This is a genomic window from Flavobacterium sp. NRK F7, from assembly GCF_024054195.1.
GTDB lineage: Bacteria > Bacteroidota > Bacteroidia > Flavobacteriales > Flavobacteriaceae > Flavobacterium.
On record NZ_JAMXLB010000001.1, the window covers coordinates 3,668,627 to 3,693,181 of the forward strand.

The 24,555-nt window shown below is 29.3% G+C and carries 23 protein-coding genes and 1 pseudogene; 4 read left to right on the forward strand and 20 right to left on the reverse strand.

Annotation, left to right across the window (positions count from 1 at the left end):
• Together NHF47_RS16825 and NHF47_RS16830 are read left to right on the forward strand one after the other, a co-directional pair.
• The coding region (locus tag NHF47_RS16825; protein WP_252766011.1) for an RHS repeat-associated core domain-containing protein at window positions 1–2,281 on the forward strand (2,281 nt) is incomplete at its 5' end.
• The gene (locus tag NHF47_RS16830; RefSeq protein WP_252766012.1) at window positions 2,268–2,981 is read left to right on the forward strand and encodes a hypothetical protein; all 714 of its coding nucleotides are present in this window, start codon (window positions 2,268–2,270) and stop codon (window positions 2,979–2,981) included. The genes NHF47_RS16825 and NHF47_RS16830, both read left to right, overlap by 14 nt.
• A 193-nt stretch (window positions 2,982–3,174) precedes the next feature.
• Here NHF47_RS16830 and arr read toward each other — a convergent pair whose 3' ends face one another.
• From arr to NHF47_RS16855, 5 genes are all read right to left on the reverse strand, one after another.
• On the reverse strand, window positions 3,175–3,618 hold the full coding sequence (gene arr, locus NHF47_RS16835; protein ID WP_374670181.1) for an NAD(+)--rifampin ADP-ribosyltransferase: 444 nt from the start codon (window positions 3,616–3,618) through the stop codon (window positions 3,175–3,177).
• 112 nt (window positions 3,619–3,730) lie between these two features.
• Window positions 3,731–4,444 (reverse strand): hypothetical protein, encoded by a 714-nt coding sequence (locus tag NHF47_RS16840; protein WP_252766013.1) that lies wholly within the window; start codon window positions 4,442–4,444, stop codon window positions 3,731–3,733.
• A gap of 129 nt (window positions 4,445–4,573) precedes the next feature.
• Window positions 4,574–5,374 carry an abortive infection family protein gene (locus NHF47_RS16845; RefSeq protein WP_252766014.1) on the reverse strand — a complete coding sequence of 267 codons (801 nt, stop codon included), beginning with the start codon at window positions 5,372–5,374 and terminating at the stop codon, window positions 4,574–4,576.
• Between the two features lie 78 nt (window positions 5,375–5,452).
• Window positions 5,453–6,439 carry a PIN domain-containing protein gene (locus NHF47_RS16850; protein WP_252766015.1) on the reverse strand — a complete coding sequence of 329 codons (987 nt, stop codon included), beginning with the start codon at window positions 6,437–6,439 and terminating at the stop codon, window positions 5,453–5,455.
• A 150-nt stretch (window positions 6,440–6,589) separates the two neighbouring features.
• Window positions 6,590–8,392, reverse strand: a complete 1,803-nt coding sequence (locus NHF47_RS16855) for an ATP-dependent endonuclease (RefSeq protein WP_252766016.1) — start codon at window positions 8,390–8,392, stop codon at window positions 6,590–6,592.
• A gap of 492 nt (window positions 8,393–8,884) precedes the next feature.
• Here NHF47_RS16855 and NHF47_RS16860 point away from each other — a divergent pair.
• Window positions 8,885–9,013, forward strand: a pseudogene (locus tag NHF47_RS16860) (IS1 family transposase); the annotation flags it as partial.
• A 1-nt stretch (window position 9,014) separates the two neighbouring features.
• Here the strand turns inward: NHF47_RS16860 and NHF47_RS16865 are convergent.
• The 9 genes from NHF47_RS16865 to NHF47_RS16905 all read right to left on the reverse strand — a co-directional run bounded on the left by NHF47_RS16865 (window position 9,015) and on the right by NHF47_RS16905 (window position 16,605).
• Window positions 9,015–9,722, reverse strand: a complete 708-nt coding sequence (locus NHF47_RS16865) for a hypothetical protein (protein ID WP_252766017.1) — start codon at window positions 9,720–9,722, stop codon at window positions 9,015–9,017.
• A gap of 10 nt (window positions 9,723–9,732) precedes the next feature.
• The gene (locus tag NHF47_RS16870) at window positions 9,733–10,386 is read right to left on the reverse strand and encodes a hypothetical protein (RefSeq protein WP_252766018.1); all 654 of its coding nucleotides are present in this window, start codon (window positions 10,384–10,386) and stop codon (window positions 9,733–9,735) included.
• A gap of 4 nt (window positions 10,387–10,390) precedes the next feature.
• Window positions 10,391–10,798, reverse strand: coding sequence for a hypothetical protein (locus NHF47_RS16875; RefSeq protein ID WP_252766019.1), 408 nt, complete (start codon window positions 10,796–10,798; stop codon window positions 10,391–10,393).
• A 21-nt stretch (window positions 10,799–10,819) separates the two neighbouring features.
• A complete protein-coding gene (locus NHF47_RS16880) occupies window positions 10,820–11,176 on the reverse strand; it encodes a helix-turn-helix domain-containing protein (protein ID WP_252766020.1) in 357 nt (118 codons plus the stop codon).
• A gap of 145 nt (window positions 11,177–11,321) precedes the next feature.
• Window positions 11,322–12,323: a hypothetical protein gene (locus NHF47_RS16885; RefSeq protein ID WP_252766021.1), complete on the reverse strand. Its 1,002-nt coding sequence runs from the start codon at window positions 12,321–12,323 to the stop codon at window positions 11,322–11,324.
• Window positions 12,310–13,455 carry a site-specific integrase gene (locus NHF47_RS16890; protein WP_252766022.1) on the reverse strand — a complete coding sequence of 382 codons (1,146 nt, stop codon included), beginning with the start codon at window positions 13,453–13,455 and terminating at the stop codon, window positions 12,310–12,312. The genes NHF47_RS16885 and NHF47_RS16890 overlap by 14 nt, the downstream gene beginning before the upstream one ends.
• Entirely contained in the window at window positions 13,452–14,012 is a 561-nt protein-coding gene (locus tag NHF47_RS16895) for a helix-turn-helix domain-containing protein (protein WP_252766023.1), read from the reverse strand. The genes NHF47_RS16890 and NHF47_RS16895 overlap by 4 nt, the downstream gene beginning before the upstream one ends.
• A gap of 266 nt (window positions 14,013–14,278) precedes the next feature.
• On the reverse strand, window positions 14,279–15,700 hold the full coding sequence (gene mnmE, locus NHF47_RS16900; RefSeq protein WP_252766024.1) for a tRNA uridine-5-carboxymethylaminomethyl(34) synthesis GTPase MnmE: 1,422 nt from the start codon (window positions 15,698–15,700) through the stop codon (window positions 14,279–14,281).
• Between the two features lie 161 nt (window positions 15,701–15,861).
• Complete coding sequence (locus tag NHF47_RS16905) at window positions 15,862–16,605, reverse strand: DUF547 domain-containing protein (RefSeq protein ID WP_252766025.1); 744 nt, start codon at window positions 16,603–16,605, stop codon at window positions 15,862–15,864.
• A gap of 253 nt (window positions 16,606–16,858) precedes the next feature.
• Between NHF47_RS16905 and NHF47_RS16910 the strand changes: the two genes are divergently transcribed.
• A complete protein-coding gene (locus tag NHF47_RS16910; RefSeq protein ID WP_252766026.1) occupies window positions 16,859–18,631 on the forward strand; it encodes a DNA mismatch repair protein in 1,773 nt (590 codons plus the stop codon).
• 82 nt (window positions 18,632–18,713) lie between these two features.
• Here NHF47_RS16910 and NHF47_RS16915 read toward each other — a convergent pair whose 3' ends face one another.
• From NHF47_RS16915 to NHF47_RS16940, 6 genes are all read right to left on the reverse strand, one after another.
• Window positions 18,714–19,457: a DUF547 domain-containing protein gene (locus NHF47_RS16915; RefSeq protein WP_252766027.1), complete on the reverse strand. Its 744-nt coding sequence runs from the start codon at window positions 19,455–19,457 to the stop codon at window positions 18,714–18,716.
• Window positions 19,458–19,682: 225 nt separating this feature from the next.
• On the reverse strand, window positions 19,683–20,801 hold the full coding sequence (gene dnaN / locus NHF47_RS16920; RefSeq protein ID WP_140997866.1) for a DNA polymerase III subunit beta: 1,119 nt from the start codon (window positions 20,799–20,801) through the stop codon (window positions 19,683–19,685).
• Window positions 20,802–20,888: 87 nt separating this feature from the next.
• Window positions 20,889–22,571: a gliding motility-associated ABC transporter substrate-binding protein GldG gene (gldG, locus tag NHF47_RS16925; protein WP_252766028.1), complete on the reverse strand. Its 1,683-nt coding sequence runs from the start codon at window positions 22,569–22,571 to the stop codon at window positions 20,889–20,891.
• Entirely contained in the window at window positions 22,571–23,296 is a 726-nt protein-coding gene (gene gldF, locus NHF47_RS16930) for a gliding motility-associated ABC transporter permease subunit GldF (protein WP_252766029.1), read from the reverse strand. Before gldF ends, gldG begins: the two co-directional genes overlap by 1 nt.
• A gap of 117 nt (window positions 23,297–23,413) precedes the next feature.
• Entirely contained in the window at window positions 23,414–23,710 is a 297-nt protein-coding gene (locus NHF47_RS16935; protein WP_252766030.1) for a putative quinol monooxygenase, read from the reverse strand.
• 2 nt (window positions 23,711–23,712) lie between these two features.
• Window positions 23,713–24,543: an S-adenosyl-l-methionine hydroxide adenosyltransferase family protein gene (locus NHF47_RS16940; RefSeq protein WP_252766031.1), complete on the reverse strand. Its 831-nt coding sequence runs from the start codon at window positions 24,541–24,543 to the stop codon at window positions 23,713–23,715.
• Window positions 24,544–24,555: the final 12 nt, after the last annotated feature.

Sequence of the window (24,555 nt, forward strand, 5' to 3'; positions counted from 1 at the left end):
TGATATTTTGACCAAAAATTATTATGATACGTATACCTATTCAGGAGCGCCTAATCCAATCCCTTCGCAAATTGAAGGACAAGACTTGGCAACCAATGTAAAAGGGATACCAACAGGTTCTTGGGCAAAAGTATTGGATATGAATAACCCTAATGCTGCTGAAACTAGCTATACGTTATATGATGAATATTACAGACCTGTACGTGCTTATACAAGTAACCATTTAGGTGGTTTTACACAAGTGGATAGTAAACTGGACTGGTCTGGAAAAACGGAATATACAATTACAACCCACAAGTACGATACCAATGCTACAGCACTTACGGTTAGAGATAATTTCTTTTATACGGCTCAAGATCGTTTGGACTTGCATACCCAACAAATTAATGGGGGTAGTACGCAGTTAATTGCTAAAAACACCTATGATGAACTCGGACAATTAACCAGTAAAAATGTTGGTGGAACTGGAACTACTGGACTTCAAACGGTTGATTATAAATATAACATTCGTGGTTGGTTAAAAGAAATAAACGATGTAACTACAGTTGGCAATGGAAGCGATTTATTTGCTTTTAGAATCAATTATAATGATTATCAGTCTTTAGGAACACATGATTTTCAATCAGAAGCACTTTATAATGGTAATATTTCAGGGACGTATTGGAAAAGTAAATTTGGTTCCCTTAAAAAATACAATTATAGCTATGATGATTTGAATCGCTTAACAGAAGCAACTTATTTAACGCCTAATTTAACTACTAATAATGGGAAGGCTTATGATGAAAGTTTGTCATATGATAAAAATGGAAACATTCAAACTTTGGAACGAAATGGAGGAATTACAACAATGGTAAATCCTATTGACGATTTAGTGTATATTTATGATACGAATAACAAAAATTTGTTAGTAAAAGTATCTGATGCAACCACTTCGCCACAAGGATTTAATGATGGAGCAAATAATAATAATGCTGAATATGGTTATGATGTCAATGGTAATATGACACGTGATGATAATAAAGGGATTACCAATATTCTATATAACCATTTAAATTTACCAACCGAAATTGTTTTTGGAACCAATAAAATTGAATATCTTTACAATGCTACAGGACAAAAAGTAGTTAAAAAAGTGACAGAAAGTACAGTAATTACAACCACGACTTATTTAGCAGGAGGTTTTCAATATGAAAACAGTGTTTTACAATTCTTTCCACAAGCAGAAGGATATGTGAAAAAGGAGAGTAGTAGTTATAAATATGTATTTAATTATACAGACCATTTAGGGAATATACGATTAAGCTATAAAGATGCAGACAGTAATGGTACGATTGATATTGATGAAATAGTAGAAGAAAATGAATATTATCCATTTGGATTAAAACATAATACTTATCCTTCTTCGAATGCGTATCAGTATAAATATAATGGCAAAGAACTGCAAGACGAGTTGGGGCTTAACTTCTACGATTATGGAGCAAGGAATTATGACCCTGCATTAGGTAGATGGATGAACATTGACCCGCTGGCGGAACAAGGGCGTAGATGGTCTCCGTATAACTATGCAATGGATAACCCTGTTTTCTTTATAGACCCAGATGGAATGTTATCACAATCTTTTATTGATAGAATTTCAAGTTCTGCAAGTGGGACTACATGGGTAAATACAGGAAATGAAACTTTTACAGATGGAGAAAGTGAAATTGATGAAAACGGAGACCCTAAGAAAAAAAGTACTACTGGTACAGCTACACTTAAAGCTATTGGAAACACTGCATTAGATATATTTGAACAAGTAGGTATAGGACCTTCAGGAGAATTATATAAAATGATAACAGGTAATGAAATACTACCCCGTTTTGAAGTTAGTGAAGATGAAATGGTAGAGTATTATTCAGCAATGATAATACTTGCTATTATAGAACCTGGTCCTGGAGGTGAGGCTAATTTAGCAAAGCAATTAACTAAAATACAAAAACATCATGTTATACCTAAGGCTGTATATAAGAAATTGGCAGATAAACTAGGTGAATATATGAAATTAAACGGAGGGTTTAATTTAAAAAAATTACCTACTCCTTTTCATGGTAACCATCCTCAATATAATGACTATGTAATGGGAAGAATTGAAGATTTAATTAGAAATAACAAAATAAATGAAACGTCAATTAAATCACTTCAAAAAGAATTAAGTACTATGATAAACTCTGCTTATGATAATTATAAGAAAACAGGTCAAAATCTAAATGATTATTTTAAAATAATAAATGGAGCAAACTAAAATGAAATACTATCAAGTAGCAATGTCTAGTGAACCTAAAATAATTGGGGTAAACAATGGTGTTTATCAAGTGGAATTAGATAAAAGAAACGTAGATACAAATAATGAAGAATATCAAAAGTTTATAGAATGGTTTAATTATGATAATCCTGATTTTTGGACAAAACAAGAAGTTGTACAAACTTTAAAAAGTCCTGTTATTAAAAGCATATTACTTAAAAAAGCCAAAATAACAGATTTGATGTCTTATGCTCCTCAATACCATTGCTTATATAACATTTATAGTGAAAAATTTATAAATATTCTTAAAGCCTTTAATATTGGGGATTATAGTCTATTTGATTTTGAAATAAAAGATGTATCTGAAAAATATTATTTGATGTTTATAAAAACTATTCCATCATCGGAATTAATATATGATAAATCTATTATTTATACAGGCAATAAATTTTTAAACAATGTAAAATATCTTCCAGTTAACAATTATCAAGATTACCTAGATTTAAATAAAGATGAAGGTTTATTAACTAATTTTGAAAAAATTACCATATCAAAAGAGCATTATGGTAAAGATATAATTGAAGTTCAAGTAACATCTAAGCCATATTATTCCGAAAAACTAGTTGATTTTTTATTAGATTGTGGTATTACAGGACTAGAAATAAAATATAATAACACAATAGAATTAGAGTTTGTTTAAATAGTAATAGTATTAATAAAGAAATTATGTTAAGCAAGAATATTGTTTATTACTACTAAGCAAATAATAAGATTAAACTAATCAAATCAGATAGCACGGAAATGTTTTCCGTGCCCACAAAGAAGCTAAAAATAAAACCACTCTGTTTAAGAGTGGTTTTTTATTTTAAGATTAATTTCAAGTATTTTCAAGTTTACTCATCATTAACCGAATTCACTCCTTGCTCATTTAATTTAGTTAATGCGTCTTTCATGAGTTGCACTTGTTCCTTTGAATGGCCTTGCCAAACGGTTATTTCTCCAACAACCCTAAACGGTTCTGTAGAACGATAGGACATTGTTGGATTTCCAGGAAATTTCCTGTCTGTTAGATCGGGGTCATTTTCAATTGCACCGGTTGGTTCCACTAAATAAATTCTTTCACAGCCTTCACCCACAGCAAGTTCTGCACCCCAAATGGCAGCGTCTAATGTTGCGGCAAGAAAAATATATTTTGCTTTTTTCCTTTGACCGAAGTTGGAATGATAACCTGGTTCAATAAGGTCTCCAAGTTGTAGGTTTGCTTTTGTACCGTGAAAATAGGTTTGAGCAAATGGTGTGGGAGCTAAGTTTTTTGAGTTGTTTTTTGTTGGTTGTATTTCATTGTAAAAATACTCTTTTCCTTTCTGGATTACAATACGTTTTTAATTAGGCACGGATTGCAAATCTAGGCTATCAGGTATTTTAATTTTTTTGAACTTATTGTAATAACTATTTTTTTTCAATAAGTATAAGTATATTATGACGGTCTTTAATTTTCTTGTTATTTTTTAATGCTTTAACGATATAATCGGATAAAATTGTTCTTTCTATTTTATCATTCATAGAGAGATAGTCAACAAAAAAATCATCTTCAGACTCATCTCCTATGTATTCTGTATTTTCGTATTCTTTTTCAAAAATAACTGCTTGCCAAGGTGTTTCATTTATTGCTTCAAGATAGTCTTCTGAAATACCCCATATCAAAAATTCTTTATTTATATTGAGGTTTAATTTTTTATTATTTTTTGTGTCTAATCTTTTTGCTGAAATTTTTTCATTTTTTAATAATTTTTTCCAAAGATTAAATGAGCCAGGTAAAGTATTTATATGATCGGATAATATATCTCCATTATGAAATTGAAAACAGAAATTATATATTGTAAGACCATATCCTTTTTGCGGAATAAGAGAAAATGATTTATTTATTTGATAATATGATTTATTGCCATATGTTACAGTTGATAATTTTAATATAGCAAGATCATTATCTTCTTTATCTGTTAATAAATATAAATGCATTTCTTTTCCATTTTTTTCAGAACCTTCAAAATGAAGAAGTTTATAATATGGAGAATTTATCTCACATTCATTAAATTCATAGTAAATTTTTAAATCAGGATGGTAATATTCTTCCGTATTGAAAAATGAGATCAGATTTGGCATATTTTTTTCAAAAACAACTAATATTTTATATAATTATTTTAAACTTACATTATCAATTTGATAATAAAAAGGCATTAGTTTTCAATCAAATAGAGATATATAATGAACTTTTAATTGTAACAACTTATTCTAAAATGGTAAGTCATCATTATTATCATCTAATTCTACTTTTAGTTTTGGAAATTTATTTTTATAATATGAATTTAAAAATAGTCCTACTGTTGTTACAGTATTCACAATAAAAAAAGTATATATAGTATCATTGATTAAATAATCGTCATTTGTCTTCCCATGAAAGTTAGTCTTTTCGCTTCTTAACTTTTCTATTGTTTGATTTATTGTCAATAGAGAATTTCCAATAGTCTTAATTTCTTTAGGATGTTCGCCGTCAGTTAGATTAAATTCTTTGAGAATTATAGACGTTAGCTTGTAAAGAGTTTCTCCTCCTTTTACTTTACTTGAAATTCTGTCGTCTTTTAAAATTTCTTTTATTATGCTTTCAAGTGCAGAATTCGCTAAACCAACCGCTGTACTAGGATCTGTCTCAATTTGCTTGTACGCTTTAGTGAATGTGTCATACGCTGTTTTGTAATCCGATTTCAGGGCATTCTTAAATGTCGGTATTGAAGGTATAAAGTCTGGAGTATCAACTCCAATGTCAATTGCAATTTTTAATAAAGTTTCATTATCAAGAGAATGTAATGTAGATTTCAAATCTATAGTTATACCATCTTTTTGTTTTTTAATTTCAAAATGTGGAGCCCAACCAATATGATAACCTGTATCTGTATACCTATTATCATAAATTTGCCAATTTTCTATATACTTTTCGACATTGTAGTATTTAGATGTTGTAAACATATTCCAAAGTTCACTTTCTACTTCTTCTACAAGTTTCATTTTATATTTTGGTGAAATCAACTCATTCATTTCGTGTGATTGTTAAAATTATTAATATTTAATAATATGACCTTTAAATTTTGATACAAATCTGGATCTAAGACATTTTTAAAATGGTAAATCTTGCTCTTCAATATGTATTTCAGGTCTATAAATTCTGTTAAATTCAATTAATGATTCAGGAATTATTTTCTCTTCATTTCCTTGAATAATGTTAATTAAGACATTACCAACACCAAAATCATTACTTATCCAATATAGTTGATTGTTTGTTATTGCAATTTCGACGATGTCATTTAATTGTTGATTTGTAAATTCACCGTATTTCGAAAGTTTAGCTAATTTTGATTTAGCAGAGGAAAAAGATACTGATGTAGCTAAACTTTTTATTAAAATTTCTTTTTCTAATTGATCAGAGAGTTCAATTTGTGGGAATTGAGATTTAAAATATTCTGATAAAGTTTTATAAAACAAAATAGATGAATTTTTCTTTTTTTCCCACTCATCTTTTAAGAATAAATTTAATTCTTTTTTATCCATTAATGATGCAAAATCTCCGTCATCAGAAATTAGATGTAAATCTTCACCATATTCAACTGATTCAAGCAAAGATTCCCAATTTAATGCATCTCCATATGATTTTCCTTTTCCAGGAGGATTTCCAAGATCATACCTTGTTTTTGATTTCTCTATCAAATTTGAACTTATTTCAACTTTGTTAGCTGAGTTAAAAATTCTTTTAGTTAAAATATCTGCATTAAGATTAAAATCTTTAGCATCATTCTCAATTTTGCTTATTATCTTATTTTTTTGTTTTTCAAAATTTTTATAAGCTTCTTGCAATAGAATATATTCATCATACCCTTTTGAAATTTGAGGAAATCTTGAACTTATTTTTTGTTCTTTTAGACTTGTTAGTGCATCAAATATTGTTTTGTCTCTATTTCTTACAAATTCATTTCTTGTCTGCTCAGGTAATATTAAATTTATCTGTTCATCTTCAATTAAGATTGCAAGTTTTTTTAATTCGTCTAAATCATCATTTGTCAAATGATAAAAGGTTAAATAAATATTTGTATCGATGTAAAGATTCATAATATGTTGTACAAATTTTTGCAGCTACCCGAAGGTGGCGATTTCGATGCAGTTCACTGTCAGCCAAGCACAAACTTTGATTGAAAAACAAAGCTTGATTTAACCACTTAACCGCCACTTTTGGGTAGGTGCTGTTAGCAGAAGTATTAATTACAGATATTCTTCAAAAATTTCAGTCATTTTATTTCTCCAATTTTCTGGTAAATCATTCCAATTCTCTCCCCATGCTAAAGTTTGATTATATGCTTTAAACGGCTTTTCGTATGTTGCGACATATCCTAATTCATCTTCAACATTGTTAGACATCAAAACAATTTTTCCCATACCATTTAGAGCAGCTGCTATGGGTTCATTGAATTTTGCTGCATTGGGTTCTTCTGCATCTATATCATGAACTACAATAGGATTTATACCCATTGAAGTCAAGTATTTTACCAGTCCAATAATAGCAGCCTTTCCTCGAGCTTTTATAATTTCGAAATCGGATAATATCTTAAAATATTTATGTCTTTCTAATTTTTTAATAGATTCTTTTATAAGTATGTCTTCAGTATCACCTTCAATGATTACAACGTTTTTTGTAAAGAAAATTCTTGAAACATAACTGTCAATTTTAAGAATCATTTTTACATATGATTTATCGTCTCCTTGTAGGTACTTAAATTTTTCTGTTACACTAAAAGTGTCACATTCAACATGATTTCCACAATTAAACAATCTATTTAAAATTTGTTTAGGTTTTCTAGCTAAATCAATTATATATGGAGAATGTGTTGAAGCAACTATTTGCGAAGAACTTGAACTTAACTCATAAATTGCTTCTCTCATCTGATTCGCAGCACTAGGATGTAAATAAGTTTCAGGTTCTTCAAAACAAACTATTAGTGACCTTGCATGGTCATCTTCTTTTCTTGACAACCATTGCTGTCTATATCTTAACATCCCAAAGACGGCGGCTCTAACCATCCCTGTTCCTTGATTGTCTACACTCGTTTTAATGTTGCTTGACATTTCGACAAGAAAACTCGGTTTCAAACTTGACGGGTCGCTTAAGCTAGTAGAAGCGTGTAATTTTGAATCAGGGAATACCGTTGATAATACACCATTAAGCTCATTCATCATTTTTCCAAATTCTGATTCCTCATCTTCTGGGTCAAGTTCCTTTGCTAGATTATTTAAGTGAATTTGAGCATTTTTAAAATTATCAGATCTTTCTCTTACTGTTTCAAATAATTCAACTAGTGTTTTACTTAAAACGCCAGTTCCAGAACCTTGAATTTCTTGCATGCTTACATCAACAGGAATAAGTAGAAATCTAGGCAACATTTTTAAAACATTTCCAGGAATTCCTCCAGGATTCTGAAACCAAAATTCTTCTTCCGAAATATCCCAAATATCATCAATAAGTTCTAGTTTTTCAAGAACACCTTTAGATTTACCAATATTGCTATTTAAATCTTCAAAATATTCTGAAATAATTTCTTGTGACAAACCATTATCAATATAATCTTGAGGTTTTTTACATTCTAAAAAAGCCTCTTTTATTGTTCTTACTTTTGATTTAAATTCAATTACAACATCTTTTCCTAGTTCATAAGTCTTTCTATAAATAACTGATAAACCTGTATCTTCTGAGCCTTCCTCAACTTCATAATTAAATATTCTTCCTTTGAAGCCTCTCCATGATTTAGCTTCTTCGGGCAAATTTCTAAATTCTGCTTCAAGAGTAATTGTAGTAGTGTCTACTTTAACTTCATTCGTTTCTTCATCCAAAATAGAATGATAATCTGAATTTGTTAATTGTTTTTTTGCTGATAATAATGTCTCGATTGCCTTTATAATGGAGCTCTTACCACAATTATTTTGTCCAATAAGGAAAGTAGCATCTCCAAATTGAACGGTTATTTCTTTCAGTCTTTTATAGCCTGAAATTTTTAAAGTATGAATTTTCATTTAATTTATTAGTTATGGAGTTTGTTTGGTAATATTTCTGCTAACTAGTATATATGCGCTACTAAGTAGCGCCAATCTACCCAAATGCAGATGTATATACGAAGTTTATTATCCTTTATCACTTCTCAAATATACCCCATCACTTTCAAAATTCCTATACGTATAAATACGTATTTTTGCCTGTTATTTGTACGTATTAATACGTATATTTTAACAAAATCTATATTTTTTATGTAAACATTTTAATAAATAAATACTTTTACTTTGTTGGTGTTTGTTTCTTGTTTTTACGAATTAAGTACTTTTATGGTATAATTAATTTGAGAGTACATTAGAATAAAGCTTGAACACATTTATGTCTTTATAAAAAATAGACAATAAAGATTTGTTTTATATTCTTTGAAAGAAAAATTAATCCCTAATGTATGATTAAAATAATCTGAAATTGATTAATTGTAGGAAATTTTAATAAATAAAGTAACACGTTTTGGTACGAATCAAATTGAAAGAAATAATTTGTCTATGCGAACCCATTTAAAACGATTGCAACGCAAAACCATTTGTTTTTCTAGAAGTTACATACAGTTGCAATGTATATTGCGCATTTATTTCTGGAGTTGAGTTATTTTCTATAACTCTTATCTTGTAATTGAATAAAATTGAAATTACCCATAATTCGATCATACACTCTGCCTTCATACCTGTAAAATTCTTCAATGGCTAATTCCATGTTATTTGGATTTTCTTCTTGATAGTTGGCTGTTATAATAGAAGCGATTTTTTTATTTTCACATCTTTTAAAAAGTATTTCTTTAAATATATCCTTTTTCCCAAACCGAGAGGCTTCTTTTTCACTTTTTAAATCATCAAATATTCGATATCCGTTATTATATTTTTCATTAAAAGCTGACATATCTTCTTGTATGGTTGTTTCAAATTCTTGAACCACATCAATTACTGCATTGAATTTTAAAGTAATTTGAGATTTGAAAACTGAATTGATTAAGTTTTGAAATGTTTTTAAAATGGTGCTTTTTCCTGTGCCATAACCACCTATAATAATTAACCCTTTTTGTAATGAAAAGTTGCTGCCAATGATAGGGTAGAGTAGGTTGGAATTGAAAAAATTATCTTTGTTTTGGAAATAGTAAATTAAGGTGTAAACCAATTGTTTCGCTTCTATATTTTCAATAAAAGGAACTTGATGATCTCTAAAGTATTGATTTTTAAAATACTGATATATTTTTTTTGCTTCAATAGTTTCAGGAAGTCTAGGTTTTATCAATTCTAATTCATTTGATTTAGTCAATAAATTTATATCAATCTCCATGTTGTATTGTTTAACGGTTAGTATATATCTTCTTTTTGTCGATTGAGTTAGTATTATAATTTTTCCAACTGGATAATCGAGTCTCTAAATTCCAAAATTTTTCTTCTTCAAATCTCAGCCGCCCAGTTTGCTTGTTTTCTTCTGTCCAAAATTTTAAAAACTGTTGTAAGACATCCATTGAAAATTGATTTCTAAAATTGAAAATTTGTGTTTTAAAAATTTCTATTCTTTCTTTAATTTCTATTTCTTTATTTACTTTATTAGTTGTTGTGATTGGTGTGTTATCGGATTGTTTTTTGTTTGTGTTTGGAACTTCAATTGGTTGGTTATTTGAAATAGCTATTTCATCATAAATAATTGATTTTGTTATTTTTATTCGAGTGAATTTGTTTGTGCTTTTTACAACTATATAGTTAGTTGTTTTAAGTTTTTTTAGAGCCGTTCTGATAATGTTTTCAGATAAGTCTAATTCTTTACTCAGATTTTTTATAGATGTGATTAATTCTCCAGGATAAATGATATGTCCTTGCCAATTTTTAGTAGTGTAATTACATTTAAGTAGCAAATGAATCATAACTCTAAAAGTGTTATTGTCTTGATACCATTCCCAATCAAGCATATTTCGTTTTAATTTTATAAAACCTTTGTCTATAGTATCTTCCATTTCTTTATTTTTTTAGATAAACAACAGTTCTCAACTCAATGTCATAATAGGGATAATTGCCATAAGAATCGGTTTGCATATTTAATATCTCATGATACCTTTTTAAAACCAGTTCTTTGATATCTTTAATATCTTTTTTGGTGGCAGGTTTATTTTCATCTCGTGTTAACCAATTTGTAATGGTATTGACTGCAAATGTTCCAACAGCTGCATTTCCAATTCCAGCAACGCTCATTTTATCAATGGAGGTTTTATTATTTTTATTTATATTGATTGGAAATGAAAGTTGTGATTTCTTTTTTAAGTTGAAAGCAAGTGTTCTGCAACTATTACTGCAATACTTTTGTTTCTTTCTTCTTCTAGGTTTATACTCTTTGTTACAATAATGACAGTTATATAAATAGTTTTCCATATGCGTAAAGTTTACGTTAGATTAACGATTAAAAAGAGGCTTTTTGGCTAAATACTCGTTTACTTTAGCTTCTAAATCGGATTTGGAATTGTTTTTTCCATTCTCTAACCAATGCAGAATATCCAATTTTGAGAAGCGTAACATTTTCCCCTTTTTTATATAAGGAATTGTATTACGATGCACGTGTCCGTAAATTGTTGGTTTGGTTAAACCAATGAGCTTAGTTAGTTCTTCAATATTGAGAAACTCATCGTCAGATGTTTTTGAAGAAACAATAGGTGTAAAGTTACCTTCTAATTTGTTTTGAATGTTTGCTGAAATTTGCTCTGCAAGTGCTTTAATATCGTCTTCGGATATTAAATAAAATGGTTGTTTCATTTTTATATATGTTTATAATTTCTTGACAAACATATAAATGAAAAATCCCCAAAGAAATAGTTTGGGGATGGCTTATGGATTGCTTAGGTATGTTTTAAGATTTTGATTATTAGTTGTTTGTGTTTTTTAAACATTGATTAATTTATCATTTTTTTGTTTTATTTTGTTCGTTTAGTAAAGTAGTTTTATGTATTTTTAATCTTTGCTTTGTGATATTTAAATCGTAATCATCAAATTTTTTAAAAATAATATCTACAATATCTATCATTGTTTGAATACTTCCTTTTCTTAGAATTCCCTTGTTTACTTTATTGTAAAATGGATTTATAGAAGGAGAAACTTCAAAAATTGATTTATCTTTAATTTCGCCAATTAATATTAAGATTTTAATTTTTTCAGTTAGAGGTATTGAATTTTTATCTGACAGACAGAGGTTTAATAGTAATGCTTGTTCATTAATATCAAAATCATGTATTTCATAATCACTAACTTTTTTAACTTCTCTGAATGAACTATTTTTAATTTCTTCTGTTATTATAATATAATTAGTGTTGTTAAATTCATCAGTTTCTTCTTTGGCATAAGGAATAAATTTATTAGGATAAAATTTCTTATGTAGTTTTTTATATATAGAACTATTTACAACATGTCCTTCAAAAGGTTTTAAATAAAAATCACCATTATAGTTATTGTCATAGAATAATATGTATAAATGGCTATTCTTTGAAAATAAAATTTCAATTTTTTTTGAAGTATCATATTGTAATAAATATTTAACAAAGTTTTCAAAAGTTAAATTATCAAATTCTTCACAATATTTCACATTTGATATCTTACTAAAATTCTTAAAAGAAGGATACGCTTCATACATTTCATTTTGTAAAGCTAATTTAATTGCATCTTGTTTATTATCATATGTATTAACTGAGTTTTTATAAAGATTATAATATGTTTCAAAATGAGATCGATAAATATCAATAAAATTTGCTCTTATGAATGTTTCATATAGGGCAGTTCTTGTTTTATCAATTGCATATTCTGATTTTCTGTCTTGACTCTTAAACTCTTTAAATTTCTTTTTTATAAAGCTTTCAATTTTTATCTGTTCAGTTGTAATTATATCGTCTATTCTATCAAGAAATTCCATCTAAGTTTAAATTTATGCGGTTAGCAGCTTCTATTTTATTTTTGTCTAAAATCTTTGTATAAATTTGAGTTGTTGCAACGTTTTTGTGACCTAATAATTTGGATACAGTATAAATGTCTGTTCCATTTGCAAGTTGCAACGTAGCGTAACTATGTCTAAAGTTATGAAAAGAAATTTTCTTTGTAATATTTGCATCTTGCAACCATAATTTTAAAGGTCTAGTAATTTGTGAATATTTGATATTACCAAATATTAGGTCTTCTGAATTATCTTGTGACTTAAGTATATTGTAAGCTGTTTCAGAAATAGGATGATTTTTAATGTTTTTTGTTTTTTGTTCTCTAAACTGAATATAGTATCCTTGATGTTTGTCATTAAAAACATCTTTCCAAGTTAAATTAGTAACATCAATGAAACGTAACCCAGTTAAAGCTGAAAACAAAGCCATATGTTTAACCTTTTCATCTTTGATAGGTGTTTTCCATAATGCTGTTAGTTCTTCTTCTGTCAAATATTCTCTATGGGTTTCTTCTTCTTTAATGTATTTTGCATCTTCAGCTAGATTAATTGAGATAAAGTTTCTTTTGTAGGCTTGTTTTAAAACGTAGATAAAGTTTTTGTAATAGGATGATGCTGTATTTATAGAAATTCTTTTAGGCTCTTTTGCATTTCTTGTTGTTTTAACTTGTAATAAATAATTTCTATATCGATTAATGTAAGTAGTATCTAATTGACTGCTCATAATTATACCATTAGAAAAATTAATAAAATGATTTAAAGAAGCTTTCCATGTATTATAATTGGAGAGACTGGTTTTATTGTAATATTCATCAACGATAGTTTGATAAAAATTTACAAAGTCAACATTAAGATTGATATTTTCTTTGAAGCCAAATTCTTTATTTCTAATTTGAAGCTCTCTTTTTGATTTTACAAGATTAGCAACTTCAAAAGCTTCTTGATTGTATTTTCTTTCTTCTTGATTTTTAGGATTTATATAAACGTGTAGATCAAGAAATTCTCTTCTAGTTTTGGCTCCAGTTGTTGGATTGATGATTTCAGGATAATAATCCAAATACAAACTTTCCTTTTCAGATTTTAATTTTTTCTTTCGTAAAGTAACTTTTATCATGATATAAAAATTTGGTCAATATCCTCTTTTTTAACTAACACATGTTTACCGTAATTTTTCTTTTCAATATTCAAACGATTCAGGATATTGTATAAGGCACTACTTGAAATATGATATTTTTCAATTATTTCATTAATGTTATAAGCGTTTTCAGGAGTAATGTTCTGTTTGATTTTTTCTTTATTTAGATTTGAAGAATTCATGTTTAACTCAAAATAATAATCGATATCTTTTCTTCGTATCAATGTCTTTCTCTCTGAAAAATTGTAAGCATTAAGTTCTTTATTTTGTATTAAACGATAAACGGTTCTTTTAGACATGTTTAAAATCAATGCAGTTTCATTAACCGTTAAAAAATCTTTTTTATTGACTTCTTCGATTGATGTAATATTTAGTTTCGTTGCCTTTTCAATAGTTTCAATTTCTCCTTTTTTCTTGACTAATTTGTAATGTTTTCTATTGCAATTATGAGAGCAATAACGTGTCTTAATTGTTTTAGCAATAAACTCTTTTTGACAAAATTCACATATTTTTTTTATCGATAGATTCGAGCTCATAAATAAGATTTTAACTTGTAATATAAAATTAATTAAACTTTTATAAGTTAATTTAAGAAGAAATAAGTGCCATAATTTCTCTTGTTATTTCAAAGATAGAAAAAAAATATTTTCGAGGTACAAGTGAGGTACAAATAATTGAAAAAATAGCATAAATTTTAAAAAATCATTTGAAGTTTATAAAATAAAAAAATCCTACAATTTAGTAGGATTTAAAGGGTTTTGTTTGTAAAATTATTTAATTTTTATATTTATTTTTAGTGTAATTATTTCCCAATACAGAAATTAGCAAAAATATTGCCTAGTAATTCGTCATTCGTTACTTCTCCTGTAATTTCACCAAAATAAAACAAGGCTTGTCTGATGTCGATAGCCATTAAATCGGAAGAAATACCCGCATCTAAGCCCCATTTTACTTTCTGAACTTCTTCTAAGGCTTTTAATAACGAATCGTAATGACGTGTATTGGTTACAATTGTTTCATTATTTCTAAGCGCACCTGTATTTACAAAAGAGAGTAGGGTGTTTTTTAATTCCTCGATGCCTATTTTTTGTTTGGCAGAAAGAGGTACTAGTTGTTGGTTGTAGGTTGTAGGTTGTTGGTCTGTTAAGTAATTTGTAAAATGAGCAATAGATTCAGATTGTAATTGATCTATTTTATTTAGAACTATTATTATTGGTTTTAACGGAAATTTATTTCTGGTTTTCCCAATTTCGTTTTTTAAATTTTCTAATTTACCATCAAGCAACAACTGAGAACTATCAACCAAATACAAAACCACCTGTGCTTGTTCAATTTTTTCAAATGTTTTTTGAATACCAATGCTTTCCACTACATCTTTGGTTTCCCGAATACCTGCGGTGTCTATAAAACGAAATCCAATTCCATTGATAACCAATTCGTCTTCAATCGTATCACGAGTCGTTCCAGCAATATCGGAAACAATCGCACGCTCTTCATTTAACAAAGCATTTAATAAAGTCGATTTTCCTACATTGGGTTCGCCCACAATCGCCACAGGAATTCCGTTTTTAATTACATTTCCTACTGCAAAGGAATCAATTAACCTTTTTAATACAAATTCAATGCGATTTAGGAGTTCGTAAAAAGCAGTACGATCGGCAAATTCTACATCTTCTTCTGAAAAGTCCAATTCCAATTCGATTAAGGAAGCAAAATTTAATAATTCTTCACGCAGTTTCGCAATTTCGTTAGAAAAACCACCTCGCATTTGTTGCATCGCAATTTGGTGACTGGCCTCATTGTCGGAAGCAATTAAATCGGCTACGGCTTCTGCTTGAGATAAATCGAGTTTTCCATTTAAAAAAGCGCGTAAGGTAAATTCGCCCGCTTGTGCCATTTTCGCTCCTTTACGCAACAACAATTGTATGATTTGTTGCTGAATAAATGTAGAACCGTGACAAGAAATTTCGACTACATTTTCACCAGTATACGAATTGGGCCCTTTAAAAATAGACAACAAAACCTGATCATAGGTTTTTCCATTATCTGCCACATGGCCTAAATGAATAGTATGTGTTTTTTGTTTCCCAATGTCTTTACCAGAAACCGATTGAAATACTTGTGAAGCAATGGTTATCGCTTCTTTTCCCGACAATCGAATAACGGCAATAGCTCCAGCACCTGAAGGTGTGGCAAGGGCAACAATAGTATCTTGAGCAATCATCTTTTATAATTAAAGTGCAAAGATACTGAAAAGATGTGAGTCCGTTGTCTCTAGTCAAAAGTCAAAAGTCTAAAGTCAAAAGTCTAAAGTAAAAAGTCTAAAGTAAAAAGGGCTTTCCTACAGATCTAATCACTAATTCCTAACTCCTAATTCCTAAAAACTTATTTCCTTGCTACAAAAGCATTGCTTTCAAATTTCATTTTGCTGTTCAAGCTCCAGTTGTACTCTAAATAAGAAATAGTTGCAGTTTCTTTGATTTTGGTATCCGAATATTTATTAATATAAGATACAATAGAGGTGTTGTTCTTTAGGAAATCAGCAGCAAACCAATCGAATATTTTAGATAACTTAATTTCTTTTCGGTTGATAACATTTTTGGTTGGGTCGTTAATAAAAGCTTTCGCAGCAGCTTCTAATTGCATTTCAATAGTGTCTCCATAAAAAGGAGTGCGATTAATATTTGGGCACGAAAGAGAAGCACAGTTAATAGCGAAATGAATTCTTTCATCTAAAGTAGTACTCAAAATTTCTTTTTCAATATAATTGAGCGAAATCAATTGTTCTTTGTACGGAATGTATCGGTAATCAAAAGAGCCTGAAATATCTTTGATGCTATTAATGGGAAAGTGATCAATAATTAATTTCATTGAATACACATTGTATACATTAATCCAGTGCGATAATTTTTGGTTTTTACTCCATTCATCATACACTTCAATGGTTTCAAATCGTTTAATGACTTTCGCTAAATCGGTGTGGTTGTCATAAATCGCATCATAATCGACATAACCTTCCTCAGAGACATATTTATTGAGAAAGTCTTCGTAAAATTGGTAATTCACATATTGACTAAAAGCAAGCGTTTGAAACGCAAGCAATACTAAAAGTAACATTTTCTTTTTCATAGGATTTTTTTATTTGTTAGTAAAAAGGTTGGTATAGCAATTCTAATTTTTCTTATTTCAAAATTAGTAGTATGGGTTCCAAAAAAATGTTAGCTCTGTAACACAAATGGGTTTTAAGAAAATTATAACATTTTATTACTGAAGACGTTCTGAGTTAGTTTGGATAAACACTGTATGAATGGAGTTGCTTGATTGAAAAATGTATCTTTGTAGGAAAAGAAAATAACATCTTCTGATTGTAATTTAGTAAATAATGAAAGAATATAGCGCTCGAAAAGCTGCCCAAGAAATAGCCTTGCAAAAAATCAAAAACACTTTAAATATTTTAAGTATACTTCGCTTTGTATCTGTTGCTATGGGTGTTTATTTCGCTTACGAATTGTATCAAGAATACACTATTTTTTACTTAATACTGTTCTTTTTAGCGGTAACTGCATTTCTTTTTTTATTGCGTTGGTACGATCAAAAAAAAGAAAGTAAATTGCATAAAGAAGCAATTATTGCCATTAATGAAGATGAAATTGCTTTCTTAAATAAAGAAAAAATTCCTTTTGATGATGGAGTTGTTTTCAGTAATTCACATCATGAATATGCCTATGATTTGGATATCTTCGGTCCCAATTCTTTATTTCAAACCTTAAATCGAACCTATACTTATATTGGTAAAAAGACTTTGGCTCAAGCCTTGGTAACCCAAATTTCAAATGATGAAATTTTGGAGAGGCAAGAAGCTATTACAGAAATGCGTTCTAAAATAGAGTGGAGGCAAGATTTTATGGCGAATGCTAAAGTAAGCAAGGATGCAGAACAATTTTACAATCAGTTGCTCGCTTGGACAAAAAGCAATAGCCAACCGGTGTCTAAAATGAACCTACTACTACTGTATGTTTTACCAATTATTTTTCTAACAAGTAGTTTGGGGTATTATTTTATAGGTACGAATAATTGGATGCTGTTTGCAACACTTTCTTTTTTTGCAAATTTAGGTTTTGCCGCTACCTTTATTCAACGCATTAAAATTGAAAATGCACATTCCACAGCTATTGATACCATTGTAAAACAATACAGCTTTATGATTGAAGCTATTGAAAAAGAAACATTTGCTTCTAAAAAGTGTATCGATTTGCAAAACGAATTGCAAAAACATAATAGCAAAGCCAGTCAATCGTTGTACCAACTTTCCAAATTGTTTTCAGGTTTAGACAGTGTAGCCAATCCTTTAGGTATTCTTTTTTTTAACGGAACCGTCTTGTATCACATCCATATTTTTAGAAAGATTATTGCTTGGAAAAACCAACATGCTTCACATGTAACGAGATGGTTGGAAATTATTGGAGAAATGGAAACCTTACAAAGTTTGGCTAATTTTTCCTATAATAATCCTGATTTTTGTTTTCCAATGCTTAACAATGACTATGAAGTTGCATTTACCCATATGTCGCATCCATTATTGAGAACTAATCAAAGAGTAAGTAATGATGTTATTTTTCAACCACAATCCTTTATTATTCTTACAGGTTCCAATATGTCTGGGAAAAGTACTTTTTTGAGAAGTTTAGGTATCAATATGGTTTTAGCGAGAATGGGTTCGGTAGTTTGTGCTTCACAAGCGAATATTCATCCCATGCCCATATTAGTTTCCATGCGTTTGTCGGATTCTTTATCGGATAGTGAGTCTTATTTTTATGCGGAAATAAAGCGTTTGAAACAAATTATGGATGCTTTGGATAGCCAACGTGCCTTTGTGCTTTTGGATGAAATTTTGAGAGGTACTAATTCAGATGATAAACGATCAGGAACCGTGGAAGTTATTCATAAGATGATACAGAAAAAAGCCATTGGAGCTATTGCTACGCATGACATTGAAGTGTGTTTGACTGCTGATGAATTTCCAAATCAATTGATTAATAAATGTTTTGAAGTAACGATTGAGAACAACGATTTGCATTTTGATTACGTGCTACGAGATGGGATTTGTAAAAATAAAAGTGCCACTTTTTTAATGAAAAAAATAGGTGTTATTTAATGGTTTTTACATAAAAAAAGCTACATCCGCATTGTAATGTAGCTTTTGGGTAATAAAGAAATAATTAATTAAAAAAGTGAAATTATTTTAAGGCTAAGAATTCTTTTGTAGCAAATTTAACTTGACTGTTCAAACTCCAATTGTACTCTAAATACTGAATTTCAGCGTTTTCTTTAATACGAGTGTCAGAATATTTATTGATATAATCTATTACTGTGGCATTATTTTTTAAAAAATCAGCTGCAAACCAATCAAATATTTTAGATAATTTGACTTCTTTTCTACTGATATCATTTTTGGTTGTATTATTGATAAATTTTTTTGCTGCAACTTCGAGTTGGTCATCTATGGTATCAGCATAAAAAGGCACTCTATTGATATTTGGACAAGATATGGAAGCACAATTGATGGCAAAATGAATGCGTTCGTCTAAAGTTTTACTCAAAATTTCCTTTTCAATATAATTTAGTGAAACCAATTGGTTTTTTACAGGTATAAAGCGTAAATCAAAAGATTGAGACACATCTCGAATACTATTGATAGGAAAGTTGTCAATAATCAATTTAATTGAATATACATTGTAAATATTAATCCAATGGGATAATTCTTGGTTTTTACTCCAATTGGAATACGTTTCTAATTTTTCAAATCGGTCAATGACCTGTTTTAAATCCGTATGATTTTCATAAATAGCATCATAATCAACATAACCTTCTTCGGAAACATATTTCGTTAGAAAATCTTCATAAAATTGGTAATTGATATATTGACTAAAAGCATTGATTTGAGATAAAAGAAAGACGGATAGTATAATTATTTTTTTCATGATATGTAAACTGAATGGTTTACTTTACTTACGAAAAAAACGTTGTACTGGTTTTATAAGTTCTTGATAATATTTAAATTAAGCACAAAAAAATAAAAACCGCAATTCCTTTTCAGTACATGCGGTTTTTGGGTTAAGGTTGGTTATAGTTATTTTGAGAGAATAGTGTAGGAGTAAAATAGCATATAAATTACCACCTATTCTCTGATATCAATTTTGTGTTTTTTAGTTACTTAACATAACTGGCATAACCAACATAGTTACGGTTTCGCCATCATCTAAACCATCTACAGGAGTAAGAATACCTGCTCTGTTTGGCATAGACATTTCTAACTGAATTTCATCACTGGTTAAATTGTTTAACATTTCTGTTAAGAAACGAGAGTTAAAACCAATTTGCATATCATCACCTTGATAGTCACAAGTTAATCTTTCATCAGCTTTATTAGAGTAATCAATATCTTCAGCAGAAATATTCAATTCTGTACCAGCAATTTTCAATCGAATTTGATGCGTTGTTTTATTAGCAAAAATGGCCACACGACGCACTGAGCTTAAAAATTGTACTCTATTGATTAATAATTTATTTGGATTTTCTTTAGGAATTACCGCTTCATAATTTGGATATTTCCCATCGATTAAACGACAGGTTAATACATAGTTTTCAAAAGAAAAGGTAGCATTTGCATCGTTATATTCAATTTTTACTTCAGCGTCTGAAGCTGCTAAAATACCTTTTAAAATATTTAAAGGTTTTTTCGGCATAATAAAATCAGCTACTTGAGAAGCTTTTACATCGGTACGTGCATATTTAACTAATTTATGGGCATCTGTAGCTACAAATATTAAACCATCTGGTGAAAATTGAAAAAACACACCACTCATAACAGGTCTTAAATCATCATTACCTGCAGCAAAAATAGTTTTACTAACAGCGGTAGCTAATACTTCAGCAGGAACAATAGTTGAAGAAGGATCTTCTAAAGCAACCGCTTTTGGAAACTCTTCACCTGGTGCATAAGCAATAGCATATTTACCAGAATTAGAACTAATTTCTACCGTACTATTTTCTTCAACTGTAAAAGTTAAAGGTTGTTCTGGGAATGTTTTAAGGATGTCTAATAATAACTTTGCTGGAACAGCAACACTACCTTGGCTAGTTGAGTCTATTTCTAAACTCGCCGACATGGTCGTTTCTAAATCAGATGCAGAAACAGTAAGTTTACTGTTATCTAATTCAAATAAAAAGTTATCTAAAATGGGTAACGTATTACTACTATTAATAACACTTCCTAATACTTGAAGTTGTTTTAATAAATATGAACTCGAAACTATGAACTTCATTATTTTTTTATTTTAAAACCGTTTATGATTTTAGTTGCACAAATATATTCTAAATTATTAGCAATCACAAAAACATTTTATTAACATCTACTTGCTATATACTTTTTTTCTTAAATAGGTAAAAAGAATGCCAAATATAGCTAAAATTACAATTGGTAATCCGACAGTTATCATTTGAGCCCAAGAATAATTTTGGTACACTCTTTCTTTATTTAGTAAAGGTAAAGAAACATCCTTACTTCTTATGTTGATAAGTCCTGTATCGTCTAATAAATAATTCACGCAATTCATCAGAAATTCTTTGTTTCCATAGAGATTGTTGGTCCATTTATCAAATCCTAATTCTAAAGGAGCTCCTTTTTCTATTTGATTTTTAATCACATCACCATCAGAAATGACAATCATTTTATTTTGAGGACTTTCTTTTTTGAAAGTAGCATCTTTAAAAGGTAAAACACGATTGGTATACATGGAATTAAATTGTCCTTCTAAAAGGACAGCAACTGGCATTAATCCTTTACCGGTATATTCTTCGGGTTTCGTTTCTTCAGTAACAATGTCTAATGAAATAGGCGCTGGTGTTCCAATGGGTTTTGAATACTCTGAGCTGCTTAAAAGAACCGTTTTTTTAATATTATTATTTAAGAGTTCGATTGGCGAAGCAAACTCAAACTTAATTCCTTCCATGTTTTTTACCAAAGGATGTTGGGTTGAAGGATATACAAAAGGAGAAAATTTCCAGAAATATTGTTGGTATTGCGTATTACTTCCTTGTTGACCTGTAGCTAATTTAATCGGTATCGCTTGTTCGTCTTTTATTAATAAAGGATTAATTCGAATCCCATATTTAAAAAACATTTCTGTTAGATTTAGATCATTGTTTTGTGCTAAAATGCTACCTGTTTCGTTGTACAAATCTTCATAATTTGCGTGTACATTGTCTAGTAACCAAAGCGTTTTACCACCATTCATAATAAATTGATCTAGCACTTGTTTTTCTTCATCGCTAAAGGCTTCTGTAGGTTTTGCTACAATGGCTAAATCATAATTTTCTAAAGCGGATAAAGTTTCTTTTGGTTTTGCACTTACTGAATCTAATGTAAAAGGGGCAAGAAAATAGCTTTCACGAACTGTCTTTAAGAAATCTGCGATATAAATATCTTGTAATTCACCGTTTCCTTTAATAATAGCAATTTTCTTTTGTTTCTCTTTGGTAATCTTGTTAAAAGCTTCTGCAAAAGCAAATTCCAAATGTTGTACCGAACTGATTACTTTTTCTTCGGTGGAGGCACCCATTAAGTTTTTTAATAAGGCTACTTTAGCACCTTTATCTCCATAACTAGCTACTGCCCATGGAAAAACCACTTCTTGTGTTTGTTTGCCTTTATCATCTACAGTAATGTTTAAAGGTTGTAATCCTCTTTCGTAAAATTGTTTCATTACAGCAACACGCTCTTCTTCTTTTTCAATAGGATTTACAAAATTGATAATGATATTTGGGTTGTAAGCGGCAAATTCTTCTAATAATTCTCTGGTTTCATTTTGTAAACGTTTGAAATCAGGTGGAAAGTTTCCTTCTAAAAACACATCAACTATTAAAGGACTATCTACATTTTTAATGATATTCAAAGAAGTTTCTGAAAGAGTATAACGTTTGTCTTCTGTTAAATCGAAACGTTTAAAAAAGTAAAAACTAAGACTATTAATAGCAATTAAAAGGATCAGTATAAGTGCTAATGATTTCAGGTTTTGTTTTTTTGAATTTTTCATTATCCTCTCATTCTTTTTAGTTGGTAAACAGTCATTGCCAAAAATAATACCGTTATGCTGACAAAATAGGTTATATCTCTGGTATCAATTACACCTCGACTGATGCTTCTAAAGTGAAAATCCATACCAATGGCAGCAATTATTCTGCTGTTTTCAGCAAAACTGTTCGCCACTCCATCAAAACCAAAATAAAAGATAAAACAAATAAATACAGCTAAAATAAAGGCAATGATTTGGTTGTCTGAAAGCGATGATGTAAATAGACCAATTGCGGTGTAACCTGCAATTAAAAATAATAATCCAAAATAAGACCCTAAAGTACTTCCCATATCAATATTACCAGGAGGATTTCCAAAATAAGAAATCATCCATACATAAATATAGGTTGGGAGTAATGCAATGATAATTAATACAAAAGCGCCTAAGAATTTACCATTTACAATTTCCCAAGTGGATAATGGTTTTGTAAAAAGTAATTCAATAGTACCTTGTTTTTTTTCATCGGATATGCTTCGCATGGTTACAGCTGGAATTAAAAAAATTAAAATCCATGGTGCTAATTTGAAGAACGGACTTAAATCGGCAAATCCTGAATTTAGGATATTAAATTCTCCGTCAAAAACCCATAAAAATAAGCCATTCAGAATTAAAAAAATGGCAATTACCAAATAGCCTATGGGTGATCCAAAAAAAGATTTTATTTCCCTAATAAGTAATGCTTTCATGTTTTTTTAGTATCAAAATAGTTTTAACCAAAAGAGTTGTTTCAATTATTTTCCTTGCAAATGTACTATATTACTTGAAATACAAATCGACTGTCCTTATTTTAACATTATTATAGTTTAAGGAAGTGAGATTACTTTATCGACACTCCATGCTTCTGGTTTGTCACTAAATAATATTTTTGTTTCTCCCCAAACTTTTTTAAAAAGTACTGAATTTCTGTATGCTTCTAAATTTTCTTCTGTTTCCCAATAGCTGTAGGTAAAAAAAATACAAGGGTTTTGTTTATCTTGATATAATTCTAAGAATTGATTTCCTTCAAAATTTCGAATTTTTTCTTTTACCTTATTGAAATTGTCCAAGAAAGTTTCAATTTGGCTTTCTTGAAAATGCATTTTTACAATTCGTACAAACATTTTTATTCTTTAAAAGTTATTGTTACAACATCTCTAAATTTTAAACCTAATAAAGTGGAAGCTGAACCTACCGTTTTAGGATTACTTTTATATATTGCTATTTCTAAATAGTCATTCTCATTAAAAAGAGCCAAAGCATTCCCTTCAAATGTTTTTAAGGAATACTTGTCTATATTTTTAAAATCAGAATAATAGCGATGAATGCGTTCCAATTTCTTTGTATGAAACGAAATCGTGAAAGCCCTTTTTAAAGCAATTTCTTCAAACATTTTTTTAGAAATGTTAGTCACACAATTTCCAAATTGATCAATATAGATAACGCTTCCTTTAATTGAACTTGCATCAGTAGCAATTACAGGTGTTAATTCATTCACTATTTTTAACTCGGTAATTTCTTTGCCAATTACATTTAAAAGACCACCTCTTGTAATATGAGAAGCTACAGCTACAAAAACATTCATAGGTGTAGGTTCTTCTTGCAGGCGATCATGAATGGAAATGGCGACCATCTTTTGAGGAATCTTTTTTTGAATTAGGGCACTTAAAATACCATTATCGGCACATATAAAATAATGGTCTTCCCATTGCATAGCAATATGTTGTGTACTATCAGTCTTTTCACTATCAACTCCTATAATATGAATAGTACCTTTCGGAAAGTTTTTATACGCTGCAGCAATACAATAACTAGCTTCTAATGTATTAAATAAATCAATATCATGTGAGATGTCAACTATAGTTGGGTTTTCAATGCTAGAAATTAACTTACCTTTCAAAGCACCCACAAAATGGTCCTTTAATCCAAAATCGGTTGTAAGCGTAATTATTGACATATTTTTGTTTAT